Origin of the sequence: Agromyces sp. Root1464, from assembly GCF_001427265.1 — a bacterium.
Taxonomy (GTDB): domain Bacteria; phylum Actinomycetota; class Actinomycetes; order Actinomycetales; family Microbacteriaceae; genus Agromyces; species Agromyces fucosus.
Map to the genome: position 1 here is coordinate 116,997 of NZ_LMFU01000001.1, position 16,223 is coordinate 133,219.

The 16,223-nt window shown below is 71.2% G+C and carries 17 protein-coding genes; 9 read left to right on the forward strand and 8 right to left on the reverse strand.

Features of this window, described 5'->3' with window-relative positions:
• Positions 1-14 precede the first annotated feature (14 nt).
• Positions 15-806 carry a siderophore-interacting protein gene (locus ASD23_RS00555; protein ID WP_235507586.1) on the reverse strand — a complete coding sequence of 264 codons (792 nt, stop codon included), beginning with the start codon at positions 804-806 and terminating at the stop codon, positions 15-17.
• A 95-nt stretch (positions 807-901) separates the two neighbouring features.
• On the opposite strand from ASD23_RS00555, the gene ASD23_RS00560 reads away from it, so the two are divergent.
• Positions 902-1,417: a gluconokinase gene (locus tag ASD23_RS00560; RefSeq protein ID WP_056004934.1), complete on the forward strand. Its 516-nt coding sequence runs from the start codon at positions 902-904 to the stop codon at positions 1,415-1,417.
• On the opposite strand, the gene ASD23_RS00565 is transcribed toward ASD23_RS00560, so the two are convergent.
• The gene (locus ASD23_RS00565; RefSeq protein WP_056004936.1) at positions 1,401-2,273 is read right to left on the reverse strand and encodes an intradiol ring-cleavage dioxygenase; all 873 of its coding nucleotides are present in this window, start codon (positions 2,271-2,273) and stop codon (positions 1,401-1,403) included. The two genes, ASD23_RS00560 and ASD23_RS00565, sit on opposite strands and share 17 nt — an antisense overlap.
• A gap of 91 nt (positions 2,274-2,364) precedes the next feature.
• Positions 2,365-2,940 carry a helix-turn-helix domain-containing protein gene (locus ASD23_RS00570; RefSeq protein ID WP_056004938.1) on the reverse strand — a complete coding sequence of 192 codons (576 nt, stop codon included), beginning with the start codon at positions 2,938-2,940 and terminating at the stop codon, positions 2,365-2,367.
• 67 nt (positions 2,941-3,007) lie between these two features.
• Between ASD23_RS00570 and ASD23_RS00575 the strand changes: the two genes are divergently transcribed.
• From ASD23_RS00575 to ASD23_RS00585, 3 genes are all read left to right on the forward strand, one after another.
• On the forward strand, positions 3,008-3,961 hold the full coding sequence (locus tag ASD23_RS00575; RefSeq protein ID WP_056004940.1) for an NAD(P)/FAD-dependent oxidoreductase: 954 nt from the start codon (positions 3,008-3,010) through the stop codon (positions 3,959-3,961).
• Between the two features lie 180 nt (positions 3,962-4,141).
• On the forward strand, positions 4,142-4,768 hold the full coding sequence (locus ASD23_RS00580) for a dihydrofolate reductase family protein (RefSeq protein WP_056004942.1): 627 nt from the start codon (positions 4,142-4,144) through the stop codon (positions 4,766-4,768).
• A 5-nt stretch (positions 4,769-4,773) separates the two neighbouring features.
• Positions 4,774-5,100, forward strand: a complete 327-nt coding sequence (locus ASD23_RS00585; RefSeq protein WP_157376959.1) for a hypothetical protein — start codon at positions 4,774-4,776, stop codon at positions 5,098-5,100.
• Between the two features lie 15 nt (positions 5,101-5,115).
• Here the strand turns inward: ASD23_RS00585 and ASD23_RS00590 are convergent, their stop codons facing one another.
• Positions 5,116-6,639, reverse strand: a complete 1,524-nt coding sequence (locus tag ASD23_RS00590) for an ATP-dependent DNA ligase (RefSeq protein WP_056004947.1) — start codon at positions 6,637-6,639, stop codon at positions 5,116-5,118.
• 158 nt (positions 6,640-6,797) lie between these two features.
• On the opposite strand from ASD23_RS00590, the gene ASD23_RS00595 reads away from it, so the two are divergent.
• Positions 6,798-7,094: a hypothetical protein gene (locus ASD23_RS00595; RefSeq protein ID WP_056004948.1), complete on the forward strand. Its 297-nt coding sequence runs from the start codon at positions 6,798-6,800 to the stop codon at positions 7,092-7,094.
• Positions 7,095-7,118: 24 nt separating this feature from the next.
• On the opposite strand, the gene ASD23_RS00600 is transcribed toward ASD23_RS00595, so the two are convergent.
• A complete protein-coding gene (locus tag ASD23_RS00600) occupies positions 7,119-7,748 on the reverse strand; it encodes a TetR/AcrR family transcriptional regulator (protein ID WP_056004950.1) in 630 nt (209 codons plus the stop codon).
• A gap of 114 nt (positions 7,749-7,862) precedes the next feature.
• Between ASD23_RS00600 and ASD23_RS00605 the strand changes: the two genes are divergently transcribed.
• Entirely contained in the window at positions 7,863-8,663 is an 801-nt protein-coding gene (locus ASD23_RS00605) for an alpha/beta fold hydrolase (protein WP_056004952.1), read from the forward strand.
• A gap of 101 nt (positions 8,664-8,764) precedes the next feature.
• On the opposite strand, the gene ASD23_RS00610 is transcribed toward ASD23_RS00605, so the two are convergent.
• Entirely contained in the window at positions 8,765-11,353 is a 2,589-nt protein-coding gene (locus ASD23_RS00610; protein WP_056004954.1) for a purple acid phosphatase family protein, read from the reverse strand.
• A gap of 194 nt (positions 11,354-11,547) precedes the next feature.
• Between ASD23_RS00610 and ASD23_RS00615 the strand changes: the two genes are divergently transcribed.
• Positions 11,548-11,835, forward strand: a complete 288-nt coding sequence (locus tag ASD23_RS00615; protein ID WP_056004957.1) for a DUF1905 domain-containing protein — start codon at positions 11,548-11,550, stop codon at positions 11,833-11,835.
• Positions 11,836-11,838: 3 nt separating this feature from the next.
• On the opposite strand, the gene ASD23_RS00620 is transcribed toward ASD23_RS00615, so the two are convergent.
• A complete protein-coding gene (locus ASD23_RS00620; RefSeq protein ID WP_056004959.1) occupies positions 11,839-12,732 on the reverse strand; it encodes an alpha/beta fold hydrolase in 894 nt (297 codons plus the stop codon).
• A gap of 240 nt (positions 12,733-12,972) precedes the next feature.
• Between ASD23_RS00620 and ASD23_RS00625 the strand changes: the two genes are divergently transcribed.
• Positions 12,973-14,823 carry a choice-of-anchor A family protein gene (locus tag ASD23_RS00625; protein WP_056004961.1) on the forward strand — a complete coding sequence of 617 codons (1,851 nt, stop codon included), beginning with the start codon at positions 12,973-12,975 and terminating at the stop codon, positions 14,821-14,823.
• Between the two features lie 80 nt (positions 14,824-14,903).
• Here ASD23_RS00625 and ASD23_RS00630 read toward each other — a convergent pair whose 3' ends face one another.
• Positions 14,904-15,779 carry an LLM class flavin-dependent oxidoreductase gene (locus ASD23_RS00630; protein WP_056004963.1) on the reverse strand — a complete coding sequence of 292 codons (876 nt, stop codon included), beginning with the start codon at positions 15,777-15,779 and terminating at the stop codon, positions 14,904-14,906.
• A 64-nt stretch (positions 15,780-15,843) separates the two neighbouring features.
• On the opposite strand from ASD23_RS00630, the gene ASD23_RS00635 reads away from it, so the two are divergent.
• Complete coding sequence (locus ASD23_RS00635; protein ID WP_056004965.1) at positions 15,844-16,203, forward strand: hypothetical protein; 360 nt, start codon at positions 15,844-15,846, stop codon at positions 16,201-16,203.
• Positions 16,204-16,223: the final 20 nt, after the last annotated feature.

Sequence of the window (16,223 nt, forward strand, 5' to 3'; positions counted from 1 at the left end):
TCCGCGCCCCGGCCTCAGTGCGCGCGCCAGTACCCGCAGAACGTGACGTTGCCCTTCGGCACCCCGCGCTCGCCCACGAGATGCCGCCGTGCACCGGTCGCGAGCTTCGACTCCCCCGCGGCGAAGGCGTACACGGAGCCGCCGAAGTCGGGCAACTGCCGGAGGTGGCCGAGTGCCGCCGCGCCGGGAACCTCGCCCGGCCGCCGAACGATCCAGTGCACGTCGACGCCGTCGGGCGCCTCGACGTGCTGCCGGTCGTCGATGTCGGCGAGCTCGATGAGCGCATCGCCGCGGGCGTCGCGCGGCAGGTCGCGCAGGATGCCGAGGACCGCGGGCATCGCGCTCTCGTCGCCGACCAGCAGTGTGCGCTCGGCCTCGACCGGCTGGTAGCCGCAGCCCTGGTCGATGAGGGCGACGGATGACCCGACGGGCAGGCTCTCGGCCCAGGGTCCGGCGATGCCGCCGTCGCCGTGCACGACGAAGTCGATGTCGAGCTCGAGCGCATCGGATCGGAACTCGCGCACGGTGTAGTTCCGGATCACGGGCCGGGTCGACCGCGGCAGCGTGAGGTAGCGCAGGTAGCCCGCCATGTCGTACGTGCCCGAGAGGTTGTCGAACCTCGTGTCGTCGGCGACGGGAACCGCGAGGCGGAACCACTGGTCGAAGCCGAGGTGGCGCCACCCGGCGAGCTCGTCGCCGGCAACGGTCAGCCGCACGAAGTGCGGTGAGATGCGCGTGGCGCGCGCGACCTCCACTTCGACGACGCCGGTCGTCGCGTGCGTGATCTCGATGTTGCTGATCGCCACCAGGCCTCCAGAGTTAGGTAATGCTTACCTTAGCTGAGGGCGGTCGCGCGCACCACGACGAAGACCGGAACCGCGTGCGCCTGAGACAATCGCATATGGGCATTCGCATCGTCGTCATGGGCGTCTCCGCGGCTGGAAAGTCGACCGTGGGCCGGTTGCTCGCCGATCGACTCGGCTTGCCGTTCCGCGATGCCGATGACCTGCACCCGGCCTCGAATGTGGCGAAGATGGCCGCCGGCGCCCCGCTCGACGACGCCGACCGCGGACCCTGGCTCGACGCGGTCGGCGCCGAGCTCGAGGCGGCCCCGGGCATCGTGATGGCCTGCTCGGCGCTGAAGCGCTCCTACCGCGATCGGCTGCGCGCAGCAGCACCGTCCGTCGTGTTCGTGCTCCTGCACGGGTCGGTCGAACTGCTCAGCGCGAGAGCGGCCGCGCGGACGGAGCACTTCATGCCACCGAGCCTGCTCGCCTCGCAGCTCGCCGTGCTCGAGCCGCTCGCAGCCGAGGAGACCGGCATCACGGTCGACGTCGCCGGCACGCCGACCGAGATCGTCGATCGCGCCATCGCAGGACTCGCTCCGTTCCTCGGCGCGGTCACACCCCGATCGTGAGCGCCGCGGTGTACCCGCCCTCGACCGAGCCCGACATGCTCGCGATCTGGTGGATGCCGCCGTCGTCGCTGAACACGTTGTCGCTCGCGAGGCTCACCTGCGAGACGTTCCGCACGCTCTGCTCGTACCCGCTCGTCGCGTAGACGAGGCCGTTCACCTCTTCGGGCAGGGCGATCTGCGAGGTCTTCACGATCGGACCCGAGGCGACGGCGTTCGCCACGTCGGAGTACACCTCGAAGTGGATGTGCGGCCACCGACCGGAGTAACACGCGGGGTAGACCGAGGTGAAGCGCACGGTGCCCATCGCGTCGGTCTCCTGCACGCCGCGCAGGTAGTTCTCGTTCTCGACGCCGCGCGAGTACAGCGAGTAGTTGCCGTCGCGGTCGCAGTGCCAGAGGTAGACCCCGGCGCCGACGAGCGCGGTTCCGGTCGCGGCATCCCGCACCGTCAGCTCGATCGTGAGCGGCACGCCCTGCGCGACCGTCGTCGACGAACCGAACGACGAGCGGATGTCGCTGCGCACGATGCCCGAGTCGTCGAGCACGTTGACGCCGTTCGAGCCGTCGGCGGGATACGGTCCGCCGGTCTCGTCGGGCACTTCGTCGACCTGTCCAGAGGCCGCGGCCGACGCCGACGGACTCGGCGTGGCACTCGCCGTGCCGCTCGAGGTGGCGCCGGCACTCGGCGCGGGGGCGCTGCCGGCGCAGGCGGCGAGGAGCGAGGTGAGCCCGATGCCGCCGAAGATGCCGAGCATGCGGCGCCGGTCGACCAGGGTGCGGATGTCGTAGACGAGGCCGCGGTGGTCCTCGTCGATCTCGTCACCGTGCTCGTCGAGCCAGCGGGGGTCGGTGGTCATGGGGGCTCCTCTCGAGGCGAACGGCTCCAGCGTGACGAGCCGCGCAGTGGCCCGGCTGTGCGGTCCCGATGAGGGTCCTATGCCGTCGCCGTCACTCCGTCGTGCGCACGTGCACGCGCTCGCCCTGCACGCTCAGCAGGTTGAGGATCTCGGCGGGCTCGGTCGATGCGCTCACGTGGCCGTGCGGCACGCGGGTGTCGAACTCGGCCGCCTCGCCGGCTTCGAGGATGATCTCGTCATCGCCGAGCGCGAGCCGTACGCGACCGCTGAGCACGTAGATCCAGTCGTATCCGTCGTGTGCGCGCTGCTCCACGGGCTGGTCGGGCGGATGTCCCGGCAGCACCATCTTGAAGGCGTGCAGGTCGGGGTTCTGCCGCGTCAGCGGGATGATGGCCTTGCCGTTCCGATAGAACGGCTTCGGGTGCACCCGGGGGTCGGCGATCTGCGGCGCACCGACCAGGTCGTCGAGGTTCGCCCGGTACGTCGCCGCGATGCGGATGAGCAGTTCGAGCGTCGGCCGCCGCAGTCCCGACTCGAGACGTGAGAGGGTGCTCGTCGAGATGCCCGTCTCGGCGGCGAGCTCGGCGAGCGTGTACCCGCGGCGGAGGCGCAGTTCGCGGAGCCGCGGCGCGACCGCGCCGAGCATCGTGTCGAGGTCGTCGTTCATCGAGCCATCCTTTGCCGTTTCGGCAACAGCCGTTGCACCTCGCTCAGGCTATCGCGAGGCTGGAGGCATGCAACAGGAACCCTGGGATGTCATCATCGTCGGCGGCGGCAGCGCCGGACTCAGCGCGGCCCTCATGCTCGTGCGCGCCCGCCGACGCGTGCTCGTGCTCGACGGAGGCGCGCCCCGCAACGGCGTCGCCGCGCACATGCACGGCGTGCTCGGCCGCGACGGCTGGTCGCCGCTCGAGCTGCTCGAGCGCGGGCGCGAGGAGATCGCCCGCTACGGCGGAGTGGTGCGCACCAGCGAGGTCGCCGCTGCCGGAATCGTCGACGCAAAGAGCGGCGAGCCCGGCTTCACCGTGACGCTCGGCACGGGCGAGGAGCACTCCGCGCGCCGCCTGCTCGTCGCCACGGGGCTCCGAGACGAACTGCCCGCTCTTCCCGGCCTCCGCGAACAGTGGGGACGGGGTGCCGTCGTCTGCCCCTACTGCGACGGCTGGGAGGTGCGCGACCGTCGAATCGGCGTGCTCGCGACCGGCCCCCGAAGCGTGCACCAGGTGCAGCTGCTGCGCCAGTGGTCGCCGACCGTCACCTTCTTCCTGGGCGGCACGGATGTCGCAGCCGACGATCTCGCCGGCATCCTCGCCCGCGGCATCGAGGTCGAACGGCGCGCCGTCGATCGCGTGCTCGCCGATGCGGCCGGCACGCTGCGAGGCATCCGTCTCGTCGACGGGGCCGAGGTGGCCCTCGACTCGATCTTCCTCGGCCCGACGTTCGTGCCGAACGACGGCCTGCTCGTCGGGCTCGGCGCTGCGACCGGCGAGGGCTTCGGACCGGGCGGCGGCGAGTGGGTGGGTGTCGACCCGATGGGTCGCACGAGCGTCGCCGGTCTCTGGGCGGCCGGGAACGTCGTCAACCCCGGGGCGTCCGTTCCGGGCGCGGCGGGTGCCGGCAACCTCGCGGGCGCGGCCATCAATGCCGACCTGATCGAGGAGGAGATCCGCACGGCGCTCGCCTCATGACGACCGTGATCACGGTGCACGAGCGCACGCGGTGATCACCGTCCCCGCTCGCGACCGATTCGGGGGTTCCATCGACGCGGCCGATGCGGGAGATTGGAACCGATGCCGAACGAGCGGCATCCCATTCGATGTTCGAGTACGGGGCGGCATCCGTCGCCGTTCGCTGCGAAGGAGCACATCATGGGCATCATCGTCGTCGACCTCTTCATCACCCTCGACGGGGTGTATCAGGGGCCGGGAGGCCCCGAGGAGGACACCTCGGGCGGATTCGAGCTGGGTGGCTGGCAGGGCGCGTACTTCGACGACGAGAGCGGCGGGTCCATCGGCGCCGGCATCGACCGCCTGCAGGCGCTGCTGCTCGGCCGCAAGACCTACGACATCTTCGCCGGCTACTGGCCGAACGTGAGCGACGAGGAGCCCATCGCGGCGAAGTTCAACGCGGTACCGAAGTTCGTGGCCTCGCGCACCCTGACCGACCCGAGCTGGGCCGGCACGACCGTGGTGCAGGATGTCGCCACCGAGGTGGCGGCGATTCGCGATCGGTTCGACGAGATCCACGTGATCGGCAGCGGCGACCTCACGCGATCCCTGATCGCCGAGGGGCTCGTCGATCGGCTCAACCTGTGGGTCTATCCGATCGTCCTCGGCGCCGGAAAACGGCTCTGGGACGAGGGTTTCGTTCCGACCGCCTTCGCGCTCGCCGAGCCGCCGAAGGCGTTCCCGAAGGGCGCCGTGCAGCTCGTCTTCGAACCCGCGGGCGCACCCGCCACCGGCTTCGACATGGGCGCCGAGGCCCCGCTCGCATGAACGACGTGCCGAGGCTTGAGCGCGAAGCGGGTCGCCGTCGGCTCGACGAGATCGCACCCGAGCTACTGGCTCGACCCGACGTCGCGATCGGCCGGATGTTCGGCTCCGACGGCGTCTCGGTGCGCGGCAAGCTCTTCGCGTTCGTGGCGAACAGCGGCAGCCTCGTGGTGAAGCTGCCCGAGGCCCGCATCGACGAGCTCGGGCTCGACAACATGGTCATGCGCGGTCGCCCGATGCGCGAATGGGCCGTGGTGCCGTTCGGCGACGGCGTCGACCGCTGGCGCGAGATCGCGGGCGAGGCGCATGCCTTCGTCGACTCGATCACGCCGTGAACCGCCACGCCCGGCTCAGGCGCGGAGCAGCGCGCGGAGCGTCTGGATCGTGTCGGCCTCGGCCGCCGTCTTGTCGTCGCGATAGCGCTTCACCCGCGCGAACCGCAGGGCGATGCCGCCTGGGTACCGGCTCGATCGCTGGACGCCGTCGATCGCGATCTCGACGACGATGCTCGGTTCGACCCACACCGTGTGCTCGGTGCGCCGGGTCTCGATCTGGGGGAAGCGCTCGGTCTGCCAGCGCAGCAGCTCGTCGGTGAGCCCCTTGAACGTCTTGCCCACCATCACGAAGTCGCCGGGCTCGCCGAACTCGCCGGTCGGATCGAGCGCGCCGAGGTGCAGGTTGGAGAGCCACCCCGTGCGGCGGCCCGAGCCCCACTCGCAGGCGAGCACGACGAGGTCGTAGGTGAGCACGGGCTTGACCTTGATCCAGCTCGAGCCCCGGCGGCCCGCGGCGTAGGGCGAGCCGATCGCCTTCACCACGACGCCCTCCTGCCCCGCGGCGAGCGCGTCGCGGGAGACCCGCTCGGCCACCTCGGGGTCGGCGGTGACCTCGCCGGGGATGCGATGCGAGGGAGCGATGCGCTCGAGCTCGGCGAGCCTCGTCGAGAGCGGCTCGTCGAGCAGGTCGCGACCGTCGACGTGCAGCACGTCGAAGAACCACGGATGCAGCACCGTGTCGCGCGCACCCTCGGCACCGAAGCGCGACATCGTGTCTTGGAAGGGCCGGGGTGCGCCGTCTTCGTCGAGCGAGAGCGTCTCGCCGTCGAGGATGACGTCGTGCACGGGCAGCGCACGCACGACCTCGACGACCTCGGGCAGCCGCCGGGTCACGTCGGCGAGGTTGCGCGTGAACACATGCACCTCGTCGCCGTTGCGGTGCACCTGGATTCGCGCGCCGTCGAGCTTGTACTCGACGGATGCCTCGCCCGTCGTCTCGAGCGCTGCGGCCGCGCTCGACGCCGTGGCCGCGAGCATCGGCAGCACGGGTCGGCCCACGACGAGGCCGACCGCCTCGAGCTCGGCCTCGGTGCCCGTGAGCGCGAGCCGAGCGGTCTCGCCGAGATCTCCCGAGAGCATCGCCGCGCGGCGTACCACCGCGACCGGGCGCTCGGCCGCCCGGGCGATCGCGTCGGTGACGACGCCCTCGAGCGCACCCGTGCGCACCTCGCCGAGCAGCACCCGGCCGATGAAGCCCTGCTCGCGATCCGTGGCACGGCCGATCAGCTCTGCGAGTTCGCGGGCGCGCTCACCCGTCGACCCGCTGCCGGATGCCGCGGCGAGCCGGTCGAGCACTGTGTCGAGCTCGCCCACGGTGAGCGTCGGCTCGGCAGCCGGCTGCCCGGCCGCGGCGGCGACCCCGCGCCATCCGACGCCCACGCGGCCCTGCCGCGGCTTGCCGACGAGAAATCCGACGGCCGGCGCGATCTCATCGGGCTCGAGTCGGCGCAGCAGCTCGGCCAGCGCCTCGACCTTCGCGAGACGCGAACGGGTCGAGGTGACGGTGTCGGTGGTCAGCACGAGTTCGTCGAGCAGCACGGGGACAGTCTCCCACCGGCGGCCGACATGCGCACCGCGATGCGTGGGATCAAGATCCCCGCGGCCGGCATTCCCCGGCGGTGGGCAACCTCCCCTGCTTCCACGGGCCGATAGGCTGCCTCGTGGCCATGCCGGCTGACCGAGAGGAGCCACCCGCCATGAGTACGTCGGACGCGAAGGAACCGCGCGCGATCTCAGCTCACGCGTGCGCCGTGCTCAGCGTCGTGATCGGCGTCGGCGCCATCTGGGCGGTGCTCTCGGTGCTTCGCGACGGCGGTGACTGGGTGTTCTCGGTGCTCGCGTGCTTCGTCCCATTGCTGTTCGCCGCGCAGGGTCTGCGCATGAGCCGGGAGCCCGAGGCGAAGTACCCTCGCTTCAGCTTCGTCACGTCGATCGCGGGCGGCGTGATCGGCATCGCGAGCTTCGCCCTCTTCCTCTACGCGCTCTCGCGATAGCGACGACGGCGTCGAAACCGGCGGTCAGACGCCGTATGCCGCCAGGAACACCCGCGTGACGTGCGCGGCATGCTGCTGCAGCGCTTCGGCATCGGGAACCGCCCCGTCGCCGAGCAACATCGCCTCGTTCATGGGTGCGCCCATGACGAGCCAGTTGAAGGTCGTCGCCGCCTCGACCGGGTCGACGGCCCCCAGCAGGCCGCGTTCGGTGAGCGAGGCCATCGTGACGGCGAGCGATCGGATGGCGCGCGCCGGCCCGTTCTCGTAGAGCGCGCGGGCGAGGTCGGGGAACCGTTCGACCTCGCCGATGACGAGCCGGCGAAGCTTCAGCAGCCGCGGGGTCATCACGACGGAGAGCTCGTCGGCGGCGTAGCGAGTGAGGTATCCGGCGACGTCGCCGTCGAGGGCGGGGGGTTCGTCGCGGTCGTGCAGGCCGTCGCCCGCCCCGCCGGTCATCGACGAGACGAGTTCGACGAAGAGGGACTCCTTGCTGCCGAAATGCGCGTAGACGGTCTGCTTCGACACCGCCGACCGCTCGGCGAGCTCGTCCATGCTCGTGCCGAGGTAGCCGTTGCGCAGGAAGAGCCCCTCAGCGGCGGCGAGGATCGCGCGGCGCTTCCGCTCGGATCGCGTCGGCTCCTTCGTGGCGGTCATGGCGTCCTCCCTTGACGAACAGTACTGGACAGTCTAGTTTGAAGAAATCACACTGGTCAGTCCAGTTTCGTTGATCGCGTGAGAACGGAACGCTGCAGAACGAGAGGAACCACCATGTCCGAGTTCGTCACCACCGCGAGCGGCGATCGCATCGCCTACGACCGCCACGGCTCGGGGCCCGCCCTCGTCTTCGTCGCCGGCGCCGGCCCGTGGCGGGCGATCGATCCCGAGACCACCCGAACCGCAGAACTCCTCGCCGGCCTCGGCGTCTCGGCGATCGTGTACGACCGCGTCGGCCGCGGCGAGAGCGTCGCCGAGGGCGTCATCACCCTCGAACGCGAACTCGCGGCGATCGAGGCGCTGATCGAGGCCGCCGGTGGCAGCGCCGTGCTCTGCGGCCACTCCTCGGGCTGCTCGATCTCGCTGCGCGCCGCGGTCGACGGCCTCGCAGTCGACGGCCTCGCCCTCTGGGAGGCGCCGCTCGCCCCGCCCGACAGCGGCGCGCGCGAATGGGCCGACGAGGTGAACCGCCTGATCGACGCCGGCGACCACGGCGGCGCCCTCGACACCTACATGCGCGACATGCCGCCCGAGATCCTCGAGATCGTGCGCAGCATCCCCGCCATGATCGACCAGGCACCGAGCCTGCGACCCGACGGCGATTCCCTCGCGTGGGCGGAGTCCGCGCCGCATGCAGTGCTCTTCGGCGGCATCCGCGTGCCGGTGCTCGCGATGGTCGGCGAGCAGACGTACGACATCATGACCCCCGCCGCCGAGTCCATCGCCGCTGCGATTCCCGGAGCGTCGTGGAAGGCGATGCCGGGCAGCGAGCACGGCTGGGAGCCCGAGGCCATGGCCGCCGAGCTCGCCGCGTTCGTGCACGCCGCCGCCGCGGAGCGCGCCGTTCGGCACTAGGCTCCGGCGTTCACGACGGCACACGCGAACGCCCGACCGGTCGAACCGGTCGGGCGTTCGTCGTTCCGAGCGAGCGGATGCCGCGGCATCCGCTCGCTGCACTACCCCTGGGTCGTCGAAGCCGCGTGGCGGCGACGACGCACCGCGATCACCGAGACGATCGCACCGAGGGCGAGCAGCACACCCGCGGCCCACAGTGCAGCGGATGCCTCGGCGCCCGTGTGCGCCAGGTCGCCGCTCGCGCTGCCGGAGCCGGAGCCGGCACCACCGTTGCCGGCACCGCCGCTCGGTGCGGCACTCACCTGCACCGGCGCCCAGCCGATGAGTGCGCCGTCGGCCGCCTGCACGACGAGCCGGTGCTCGCCGGGCGCGGTCGAGGCGGGCACGACCGTTGTGAACTCGCCGCCGTCGTCGGCGGTGGCAGCACCGAGCTGCGTGGGCTCGGAGTACAGCCACGCCCAGACCTCGGTGCCCGCCTTCGCCTCGCCGAGGCCGACGGTGAAGGGAACACCGACGGTGACCTTCGCCGGAACCGTGACGGCGCCGCGGGTGTCGTCGGTGAGTTCGGCCGGGTCGACCGGCTCGGGGGCCGTACCGGGCTCGGGGTCGACGGGCGGCAGGACGCCGGCCTCGGTGACCCACTTGCGGCCGTCGTCCTTCTTCGTCACCGTGAACTCGTCGTACACGGCGCCCACCGGCAGGTCGGTCGTCGCGGCCGAGGTCTTCTCGGCGAGGTACGAGCGGTAGACGAGGGTGTCGCCCGAGACGTCGACGACCTGGTAGGTCGTGACGCCGGCGCCGCGCAGCACCTGGGTGGCGTTGTTGTTCGTCCAGACGTTCTTCTCGTCGGACTCGAGCTCGTAGTGCTTCGCCCCCGAGTTCGAGACGATGTAGACCGGACCGTCGGTGATGCCGGGCGTCTCGGTGACGTCGTCGTTGTTGTAGCCGCGCGCGTAGGTGTGATCGTGGCCCATCATGACGAGGTCGATGTCGTGCTTCTCGAAGATCGGCACCCAGTACTCGCGCAGCACGGGCTCGTCGCGGCCCTCCGACGCCGAGTAGACGGGCTGGTGGAACGTCACGACGTTCCACTTCGAGGGGCTGGACTCGAGCACGTAGTCGAGCCAGGCGGCCTGGAACTCGGTCCAGAGCTGCGAGACCTTCGTCGACGGGCACTCGGCGCCGGCGCAGCCGGGCAGCGCGTCGGGCGTCAGGAAGGTCGTGTCGCGGGTCGCGTTCAAGGTGATGAAGCGCATGTCCTGGTAGTCGGTGAAGTACACCGTCTCGGCGGCGAACTGCGTCCAGTGGGCGAAGTACGCGGCGTACTGCTTCGCGACATCCGTGTCACCGACGGCGAGCGCGGCGAGGTCGCCCGTGGTCGCCGTGGTGGGGTTGTTGTGCGGGTACTCGAAGTTCGCCTTCCACGACTTCAGCAGCTTGTCGCCCGAGTACTCGTGGTTGCCGGGCGCCGCCATGACGTTCGTCGTCGCCGCCGAGTTCTCCATGCCCGTGAACCAGTTGAGCCACTCGGTCTCGTTGCTGCCGGTGTTGATGAGGTCGCCGGCGTGCACCGAGCCGATCGAGTCGGGTGCGGTGGCCTCGGCCTGTCGCACGACCGACGGCCACGTGGTGTCGAGGCCGATCTGCGCGTCGCCGTAATAGACGAACTGGAAGTCGCGGTCGTCCGGGTCGGCGGTCGAGAACTCGTGCCAGTCGCTCCAGGCGCCCTCGAGTCCGACGCGGTAGGAGTACGCCGTCGCCGGGGCGAGGCCGTCGACGGTCGCCGAGAAGTGCTGCTTCGGGTTGCCGTTGACCGTGCCGGCCGAGTAGGCGTCGACTGTTCGGACGTCGCCGCCCGCCGTCTTCCGGATCTGCACCTGGCCGCTCGTGTGCGAGACGTCGCCCGCGAGCCACGAGAACGACTGCGAGGTCTCGGGCGTCTCGGTCGGCGTCATGATGACGCGGGTCGGCGGCACTGCGACGGGTACGCCGGGATCACCTGCCGGCAGCAGCCGGAGCGAGGTCAGGTCGAGGTAGATGTCGGAGCTCGTCGCGCGGTCCTGGTAGAGCGCGATCGCGACCGTGTTGGTGCCGTCGACGAGCACGTCGCCGTCGACCTCGAAGTGGCCGGGTGCGGGGTCGGAGGCGCCGGATCCGGCGTACTCCACGTTGCTCGTCTCGGTCACGCGGTCGGCGTCGAAGCCCGCGACCCGTTCGCCGTTGATCCACACCACTACGCCGTCGTCGTAGACGAGGTCGCCGACGATCGATCCGACCTCGTCGGCGACGCCTGCCGCGAGGTCGAAGGTCGTGCGGAAGAAGAAGGTGGGCACATCGGGAGCGGCCGTGCCGTCGAGGTACTGGTTCAGCAGCGTCTTCGGAGTCTGCGGGCCGACCGGGGCGAGCTTGCCGCCCTTGGCGCCGAAGCTGCCCTGCGCCGACTTCCACGTGCTGTCGTCGAAGCCGGTCGTGGTCCAGACGCGGAGCGGGGTCGCACCGCGCGCGGGGTCGGAGCCGTCGTCGAGGTACTTCCAGGTCGTCGTACCGGTCGAGATCACCGGATCGGAGGGCACCTCGGTGGCGGCGAGCGCCGGGGCCGGCGCTGCGAGCACGCCGGCGAGCATGGCGAGCAGGGCGGTCGACACCGCGCCTCGCCTCCCCCAGCGCGTCGCGTTCTTCGTCGTGGTCATGTGAGTCCTTCGTTGCAGGGGCGGGCGGCATGCTCGCGCGCGGCCCTCATCCGCCGTCCCGGGGGTCGAGGGTCGCGCATCGGTGCCGTCGTCATGCAATCGGGTGCGGATGTCCCGGAGCTGGCCTCGAGGCGACCGCGAGGTGAACCGGGGTCGCCTCCGGGCGTGTCGCCGGCGAGCCGTATCCTGAACCCGTGGAACTGACCTTCGCGGGCGAGATCTGGTTCTGGCGCGGCCCCGCGCCCTGGCACTTCGTGACCGTGCCCGACGACGAGAGCGACGCGATCGAGACGGTCGCGTCGCTCATCACCTATGGCTGGGGCATGGTCCCGGTCACGGTGCGCATCGGCGGCAGCGACTGGACCACGTCGCTGTGGCCGAAGGACGGCGGCTACATCGTGCCGATCAAGGCGTGGGTGCGCGCTGCCGAACAGCTCGACGTCGGCGACGCGGTCGAAGTGCGGCTGACGGTGGGCGCCTGAGCCTCAGCGCGCGACGACAGTCGCTTCGGATGCCTCGGTACCCTCACTGCCATCGGAACTCAGGAATCGTTCGATCGTCGCGGTGAACGACGAGTCGTCGTCGAGCCACGGGAAGTGGCCGGCCCCTGGTTGCACGGTGAGTTCAGCTCCCGGCATCAACGCCGCCAGCTCGGCCACCATCGCGGGCGGGGAATTGAGGTCGGTCTCCCCTGCCACGAGCAGCACGGGAGCCGTGAGCGCTGCGAGTGCGGCACGGGTCGCCTGGGGGTCGAACGCCCCCTCGGCGGCGAAGACGGCCGCCGCCTCGTCATTGCGATACCGCTCGTCGGCCGCCCGATGCGCTTGCGCCGCGGCATCCCATCGCCCGTAGATGAACGGGTCGATCGCCTGCCAGTCGTCGCCCTCGCCCGCCACGATCGACTGCAGCGCGGCGTAGGCCGGCGCGAACCAGGGCTCGCCCGACCTGAGCCTCGCGACGGAGAGGCGCATCTCGGCCGTCACGGTCAGGCCGAGCGCAGACGCGCTCGGCGTGACGAGCACGAGCCGATCGATGCGCTGCGGGTACCTGGCCGCGTACATGACCGCGAGGTTCGTGCCGGCGGAGTGCGCGAGCACATCGAGCCGGTCGAGCTCGAGGTGTTCGCGCAGCGCTTCGAGATCGTCGACGAGTCGGTCGCATCGATACGACGAGAGGTCGGAAGGAACGCCGGAGGCGCCCGTGCCCCGGGGATCGAACAGGATCAGCCCGCGGTGCGCCGAGAGACCGCCGAGGTCGCCCAGATACCGGGAGTCGTGCATCGGGCCGCCCGGCACGCAGACGAGCGGCCTCGCTGCCGACCCGCCCGGCTGCTGGTGGTAGGCGAGTTCGGTTCCGTCGAACGCTGCGAAGGTCGGCATCCGATCGATCCTTGCAGCTTCCGGCGCCGACCGGGGAAGTTCTCCACAGGCCGCCGCGGCGCTACCGGGCGGTGTCGGGGCCATCGAACCTGAGAGAAAGCCAAGAGTCCTTACTCTCGTCGTCATGATCGCGTCACTCGGCCATCTCTCAAGTGAGGCGGTGCCCGTCGTCTCGACGTTCGATTCCCACGGAGACCTGTGAATACCCGAGCTTCTGCGCGCGAGCGCACCCACTTCGTCATGCGTACCGCCATCGCCGCGGCATCCGCGACCGGTCTGGCCCTGATCGGCGCGGTCGCGCTCGGCGCCGGCCCCGCGACGGCTGCCCCGGCCGCAACCGCTGCCGCCCCGGCCGCGTTCTGCCCGCCGCCCGGAGGGATGCCGGGCATCGGCAACGTACCGGCCTACACCGACTCGAACGTCGCCGTCTTCGCCGGCGGCGACTACCTCGCGACCGACACCTCGGCCGAGTCCGAGGGACTGCTGCTCGTCGAGGGCGACGCCCGATTCGACAAGGCGAACGGCGGCGTGTTCAACGTCGGCACCGTCGGCGTCGGCTCGGGCATCGTGCCGCCCGGCGGCTCGACCATGCTCGCGGTCGGCGGCGACATCACCGTCGGGGCGACCACCAGCGTGCACGTCGGCGCGAACCTCGACGGCGGCGGCGCGGTCGCGGCCGGCGGCGCGGCCAACGGCAGCTTCGACACGAACGGCGCCACCCTCACGGTCGACCTCGGCCGGGCGGCCGCGATGGCACCGAACGAGGACTTCCGGTCGGTCGTCGACGACACCTCCGCCACGCTCGGGGCCAGCCCCGTCACCGGCACGACCGACATCGCGTTCGGGCGGGTGACTCTCACGGGCACCGCCGGCGACGCCATGCAGGTCTTCGAGGTCGACGGTGCATCGCTCGCCGCGACCTTCGAGGTGTTTCTCGAGAACATCCCCGAGAACGTGCCGATCCTGATCAACGTCACGGGCGAGGACGTGTCGTTCTCACCGAACTACTTCTCGCTGAACGGCGAGCGGGTCGACGCCTTCTCGAGCCCGGACTTCGGCAACGCGGCATCCCGCATCCTCTGGAACGTCACCGATGCCACGTCGCTGCTCATCGGCGGCTCGAGCCAGTTCATGGGCTCGGTGCTCGCTCCCATGGCGACGACCGAGGTGACGGCGAGCACGAACGGCCGGATGCACGTCGGTGGCGACCTGACCTACTCGGGCGTCGGCAACGAACACCACAACTACCCCTGGACGGGCGGCGGATCGCTCGGATGCGGCGGCGGCTTCAGCGCTGCCAAGCTCGTGACCGGCAGCGGCGCGGCCCTCGTGCCGGGCGACACGGTCTTCACCCTCGCCTACGACTACGAGCTCGACGGCCGCACCGTCACGGGGACGCTGCCGCTGCGTGCCGACGGCACCATCGCCAACGGCCCGCAGGGCCTGCCCGACGGCACCGTGGTGCACCTCGACGAGATCGACCTGCCGACGGTGCCGGGCGTGCAGTGGGGCCCCGCGACGATCAGCCCAGAGGTCGTCACGATCGCGGCCGGCGAGGTCGTGCACGTGACGGTCACGAACACGGCGAACGCCACGGCACCGAGCGCCGTCGGCGGATTCTCGGTCGCGAAGGTGCTCGGCGGCGAGGCATCCGCGCTCGTTCCCGATGACACCGCGTACACCGTGCAGTACCGCTACGAGCTCGACGGCGAGCCGGTCACCGGCACGCTCACCGTGCGGGCCGACGGCGTCGCCGTCGACGGCCCCCAGGGGCTGCCCGTCGGCACGGTCGTCGAGTTCACCGAGATCGACCTGCCCGAGATCGACGGCGTCGAGTGGGGCACGCCCGTGTTCAGTCCCGGCACGGTGACGATCGCCGACGGCGCGTCGACCCTCGTGACGGTCACCAACACGGCGACGGATGCCCCGGTCGTGCCGACCCCGATCGACCCGGCCACCCCCGAGACACCCAAGGACGGAGCGGACCTCGCGAGCACCGGCGTGCAGGCACTCGTGCCCGCGCTCGTCGCGGCACTTCTCGTGGCCGCCGGCATCACGGCCGTGGTCGTGCGCCGCCGGCGCACCGCCTGACGCAACCGACGCGAAGCGGATGCCTCGAAGCCGCACCGGCTCGAGGCATCCGCTCGCTCACCGCCACCGAGCGACCGGTGTCAGCCCGCGATCGCCCCGGCGACCTCGCCGACGCTGCGCATGAACCCCTCGAGGTCGGGCTCGTCGGAGGTCGGCTGCAGCACGACCGCGTCGACCCCGGCGGCGAAGTAGCGTTCGGCGACCGCCGCGACGGCCGAGGCGTCGCCCACCGCCGCGGTGCGCTGGTCGTCGGGCATGTTCCACTGCGTGAGCTCGTGCGCGACGCGGGCCTCGGCGTCGCCGCCGCCGAAGGCCGCCATGAGGTAGACGACCACTTCGCTGCGCCCGTCGCGCCCCGCAGCGGTGCGCCCGGCCGCGATCGCGGCGACGGCCTCGGCGGCGCGCTCGGCCGTCGTGCCGCCGGTGAGCACGGTGCCGTCGGCGACTTCGCCGGTGAGGTGCAGTGTCTTCGGGCCCTCGCCCGCCGCGTAGACGAGCGGCACCTCGGCGGGCGGCCAGTCGAGCTTCACGCGGTCGAGCTTCACGTAGCGCCCGTCGGTGGTGACCTCTTCGCCGGCGAGCAGCTGCCGCAGTGCCGGCACGTACTCGCGCATGAGCGTGAGCGGCGAGGCGACCCGGCTGCCGGTCTGCGCCATCCAGCGCTGCACGCCGTGACCGACGCCCGGCACCAGCCGGCCCGGGAACATGCGGGCGAGCGTCGCGATCTCCATCGCCGTGACGGCGACGTTGCGGAGCGGCATCGGCGCGACGCCGATGCCGACCCGCAGGCGCTCGGTCCACGCCAGCGCGGCGGCCGCCGTCGCGAACGCCGACTGCTGGAAGCAGTCCTCCCACAGCCAGAGCTCGGGCACTCCCCCGGCCTCGGCCGCTTCGACGGCCGACCGCAGGCGCTCGGGTGGGAAGGCGGGCTGGAAGATGGCTCCGATTCGTCGCATGACCTCACTCTCGCAGCATCCGCAGACACCACGAGCTCGGGACGCGCTCGGGCATGATGGGCGCATGAGCGATTCCGCACCGACCACCGCCCAGGGCTCGACGACGAACTTCCGGCTGCTCGGGGTCATCGCCTTCGTCATCGGCGCCGCCGCCGTCGTGATGACCCGGCTCCTCGGCCTCGTCTCGCCGTTGCTGATCAGCACCGGGCTGTCATCGGCGTACGAGCTCATCAGCGGATTGGGCCTGCTCGCCAACGGGCTCTCGCTCGTCTGCGGCATCGCGGCCCTGGCGCTCGGCGTCATCGTGCTCCTGCGTCGCGACGCACCGAAGGGGTTCGCGGCTGCGGGCGCGGCTCTCGGCGGCGCCGAGGTGCTGAGCGCGTTCATGGGATTCGGCCAGGCCGCGTTCTACTCGTTCATGTGATCGTCGGGCACGCCCCACCT

Bases quoted from the DNA above. Each gene is read 5' to 3' on its own strand.
- ASD23_RS00620 (WP_056004959.1), bottom strand. From the start codon at position 12,732: ATGCCGACCTTCGCAGCGTTCGACGGAACCGAACTCGCCTACCACCAG.
- ASD23_RS00565 (WP_056004936.1), bottom strand. From the start codon at position 2,273: ATGACCACCGACCCCCGCTGGCTCGACGAGCACGGTGACGAGATCGAC.
- ASD23_RS00560 (WP_056004934.1), top strand. From the start codon at position 902: ATGGGCATTCGCATCGTCGTCATGGGCGTCTCCGCGGCTGGAAAGTCG.
- ASD23_RS00610 (WP_056004954.1), bottom strand. From the start codon at position 11,353: ATGACCACGACGAAGAACGCGACGCGCTGGGGGAGGCGAGGCGCGGTG.
- ASD23_RS00605 (WP_056004952.1), top strand. From the start codon at position 7,863: ATGTCCGAGTTCGTCACCACCGCGAGCGGCGATCGCATCGCCTACGAC.
- ASD23_RS00600 (WP_056004950.1), bottom strand. From the start codon at position 7,748: ATGACCGCCACGAAGGAGCCGACGCGATCCGAGCGGAAGCGCCGCGCG.
- ASD23_RS00595 (WP_056004948.1), top strand. From the start codon at position 6,798: ATGAGTACGTCGGACGCGAAGGAACCGCGCGCGATCTCAGCTCACGCG.
- ASD23_RS00570 (WP_056004938.1), bottom strand. From the start codon at position 2,940: ATGAACGACGACCTCGACACGATGCTCGGCGCGGTCGCGCCGCGGCTC.
- ASD23_RS00635 (WP_056004965.1), top strand. From the start codon at position 15,844: ATGAGCGATTCCGCACCGACCACCGCCCAGGGCTCGACGACGAACTTC.
- ASD23_RS00625 (WP_056004961.1), top strand. From the start codon at position 12,973: ATGCGTACCGCCATCGCCGCGGCATCCGCGACCGGTCTGGCCCTGATC.
- ASD23_RS00580 (WP_056004942.1), top strand. From the start codon at position 4,142: ATGGGCATCATCGTCGTCGACCTCTTCATCACCCTCGACGGGGTGTAT.
- ASD23_RS00575 (WP_056004940.1), top strand. From the start codon at position 3,008: ATGCAACAGGAACCCTGGGATGTCATCATCGTCGGCGGCGGCAGCGCC.
- ASD23_RS00630 (WP_056004963.1), bottom strand. From the start codon at position 15,779: ATGCGACGAATCGGAGCCATCTTCCAGCCCGCCTTCCCACCCGAGCGC.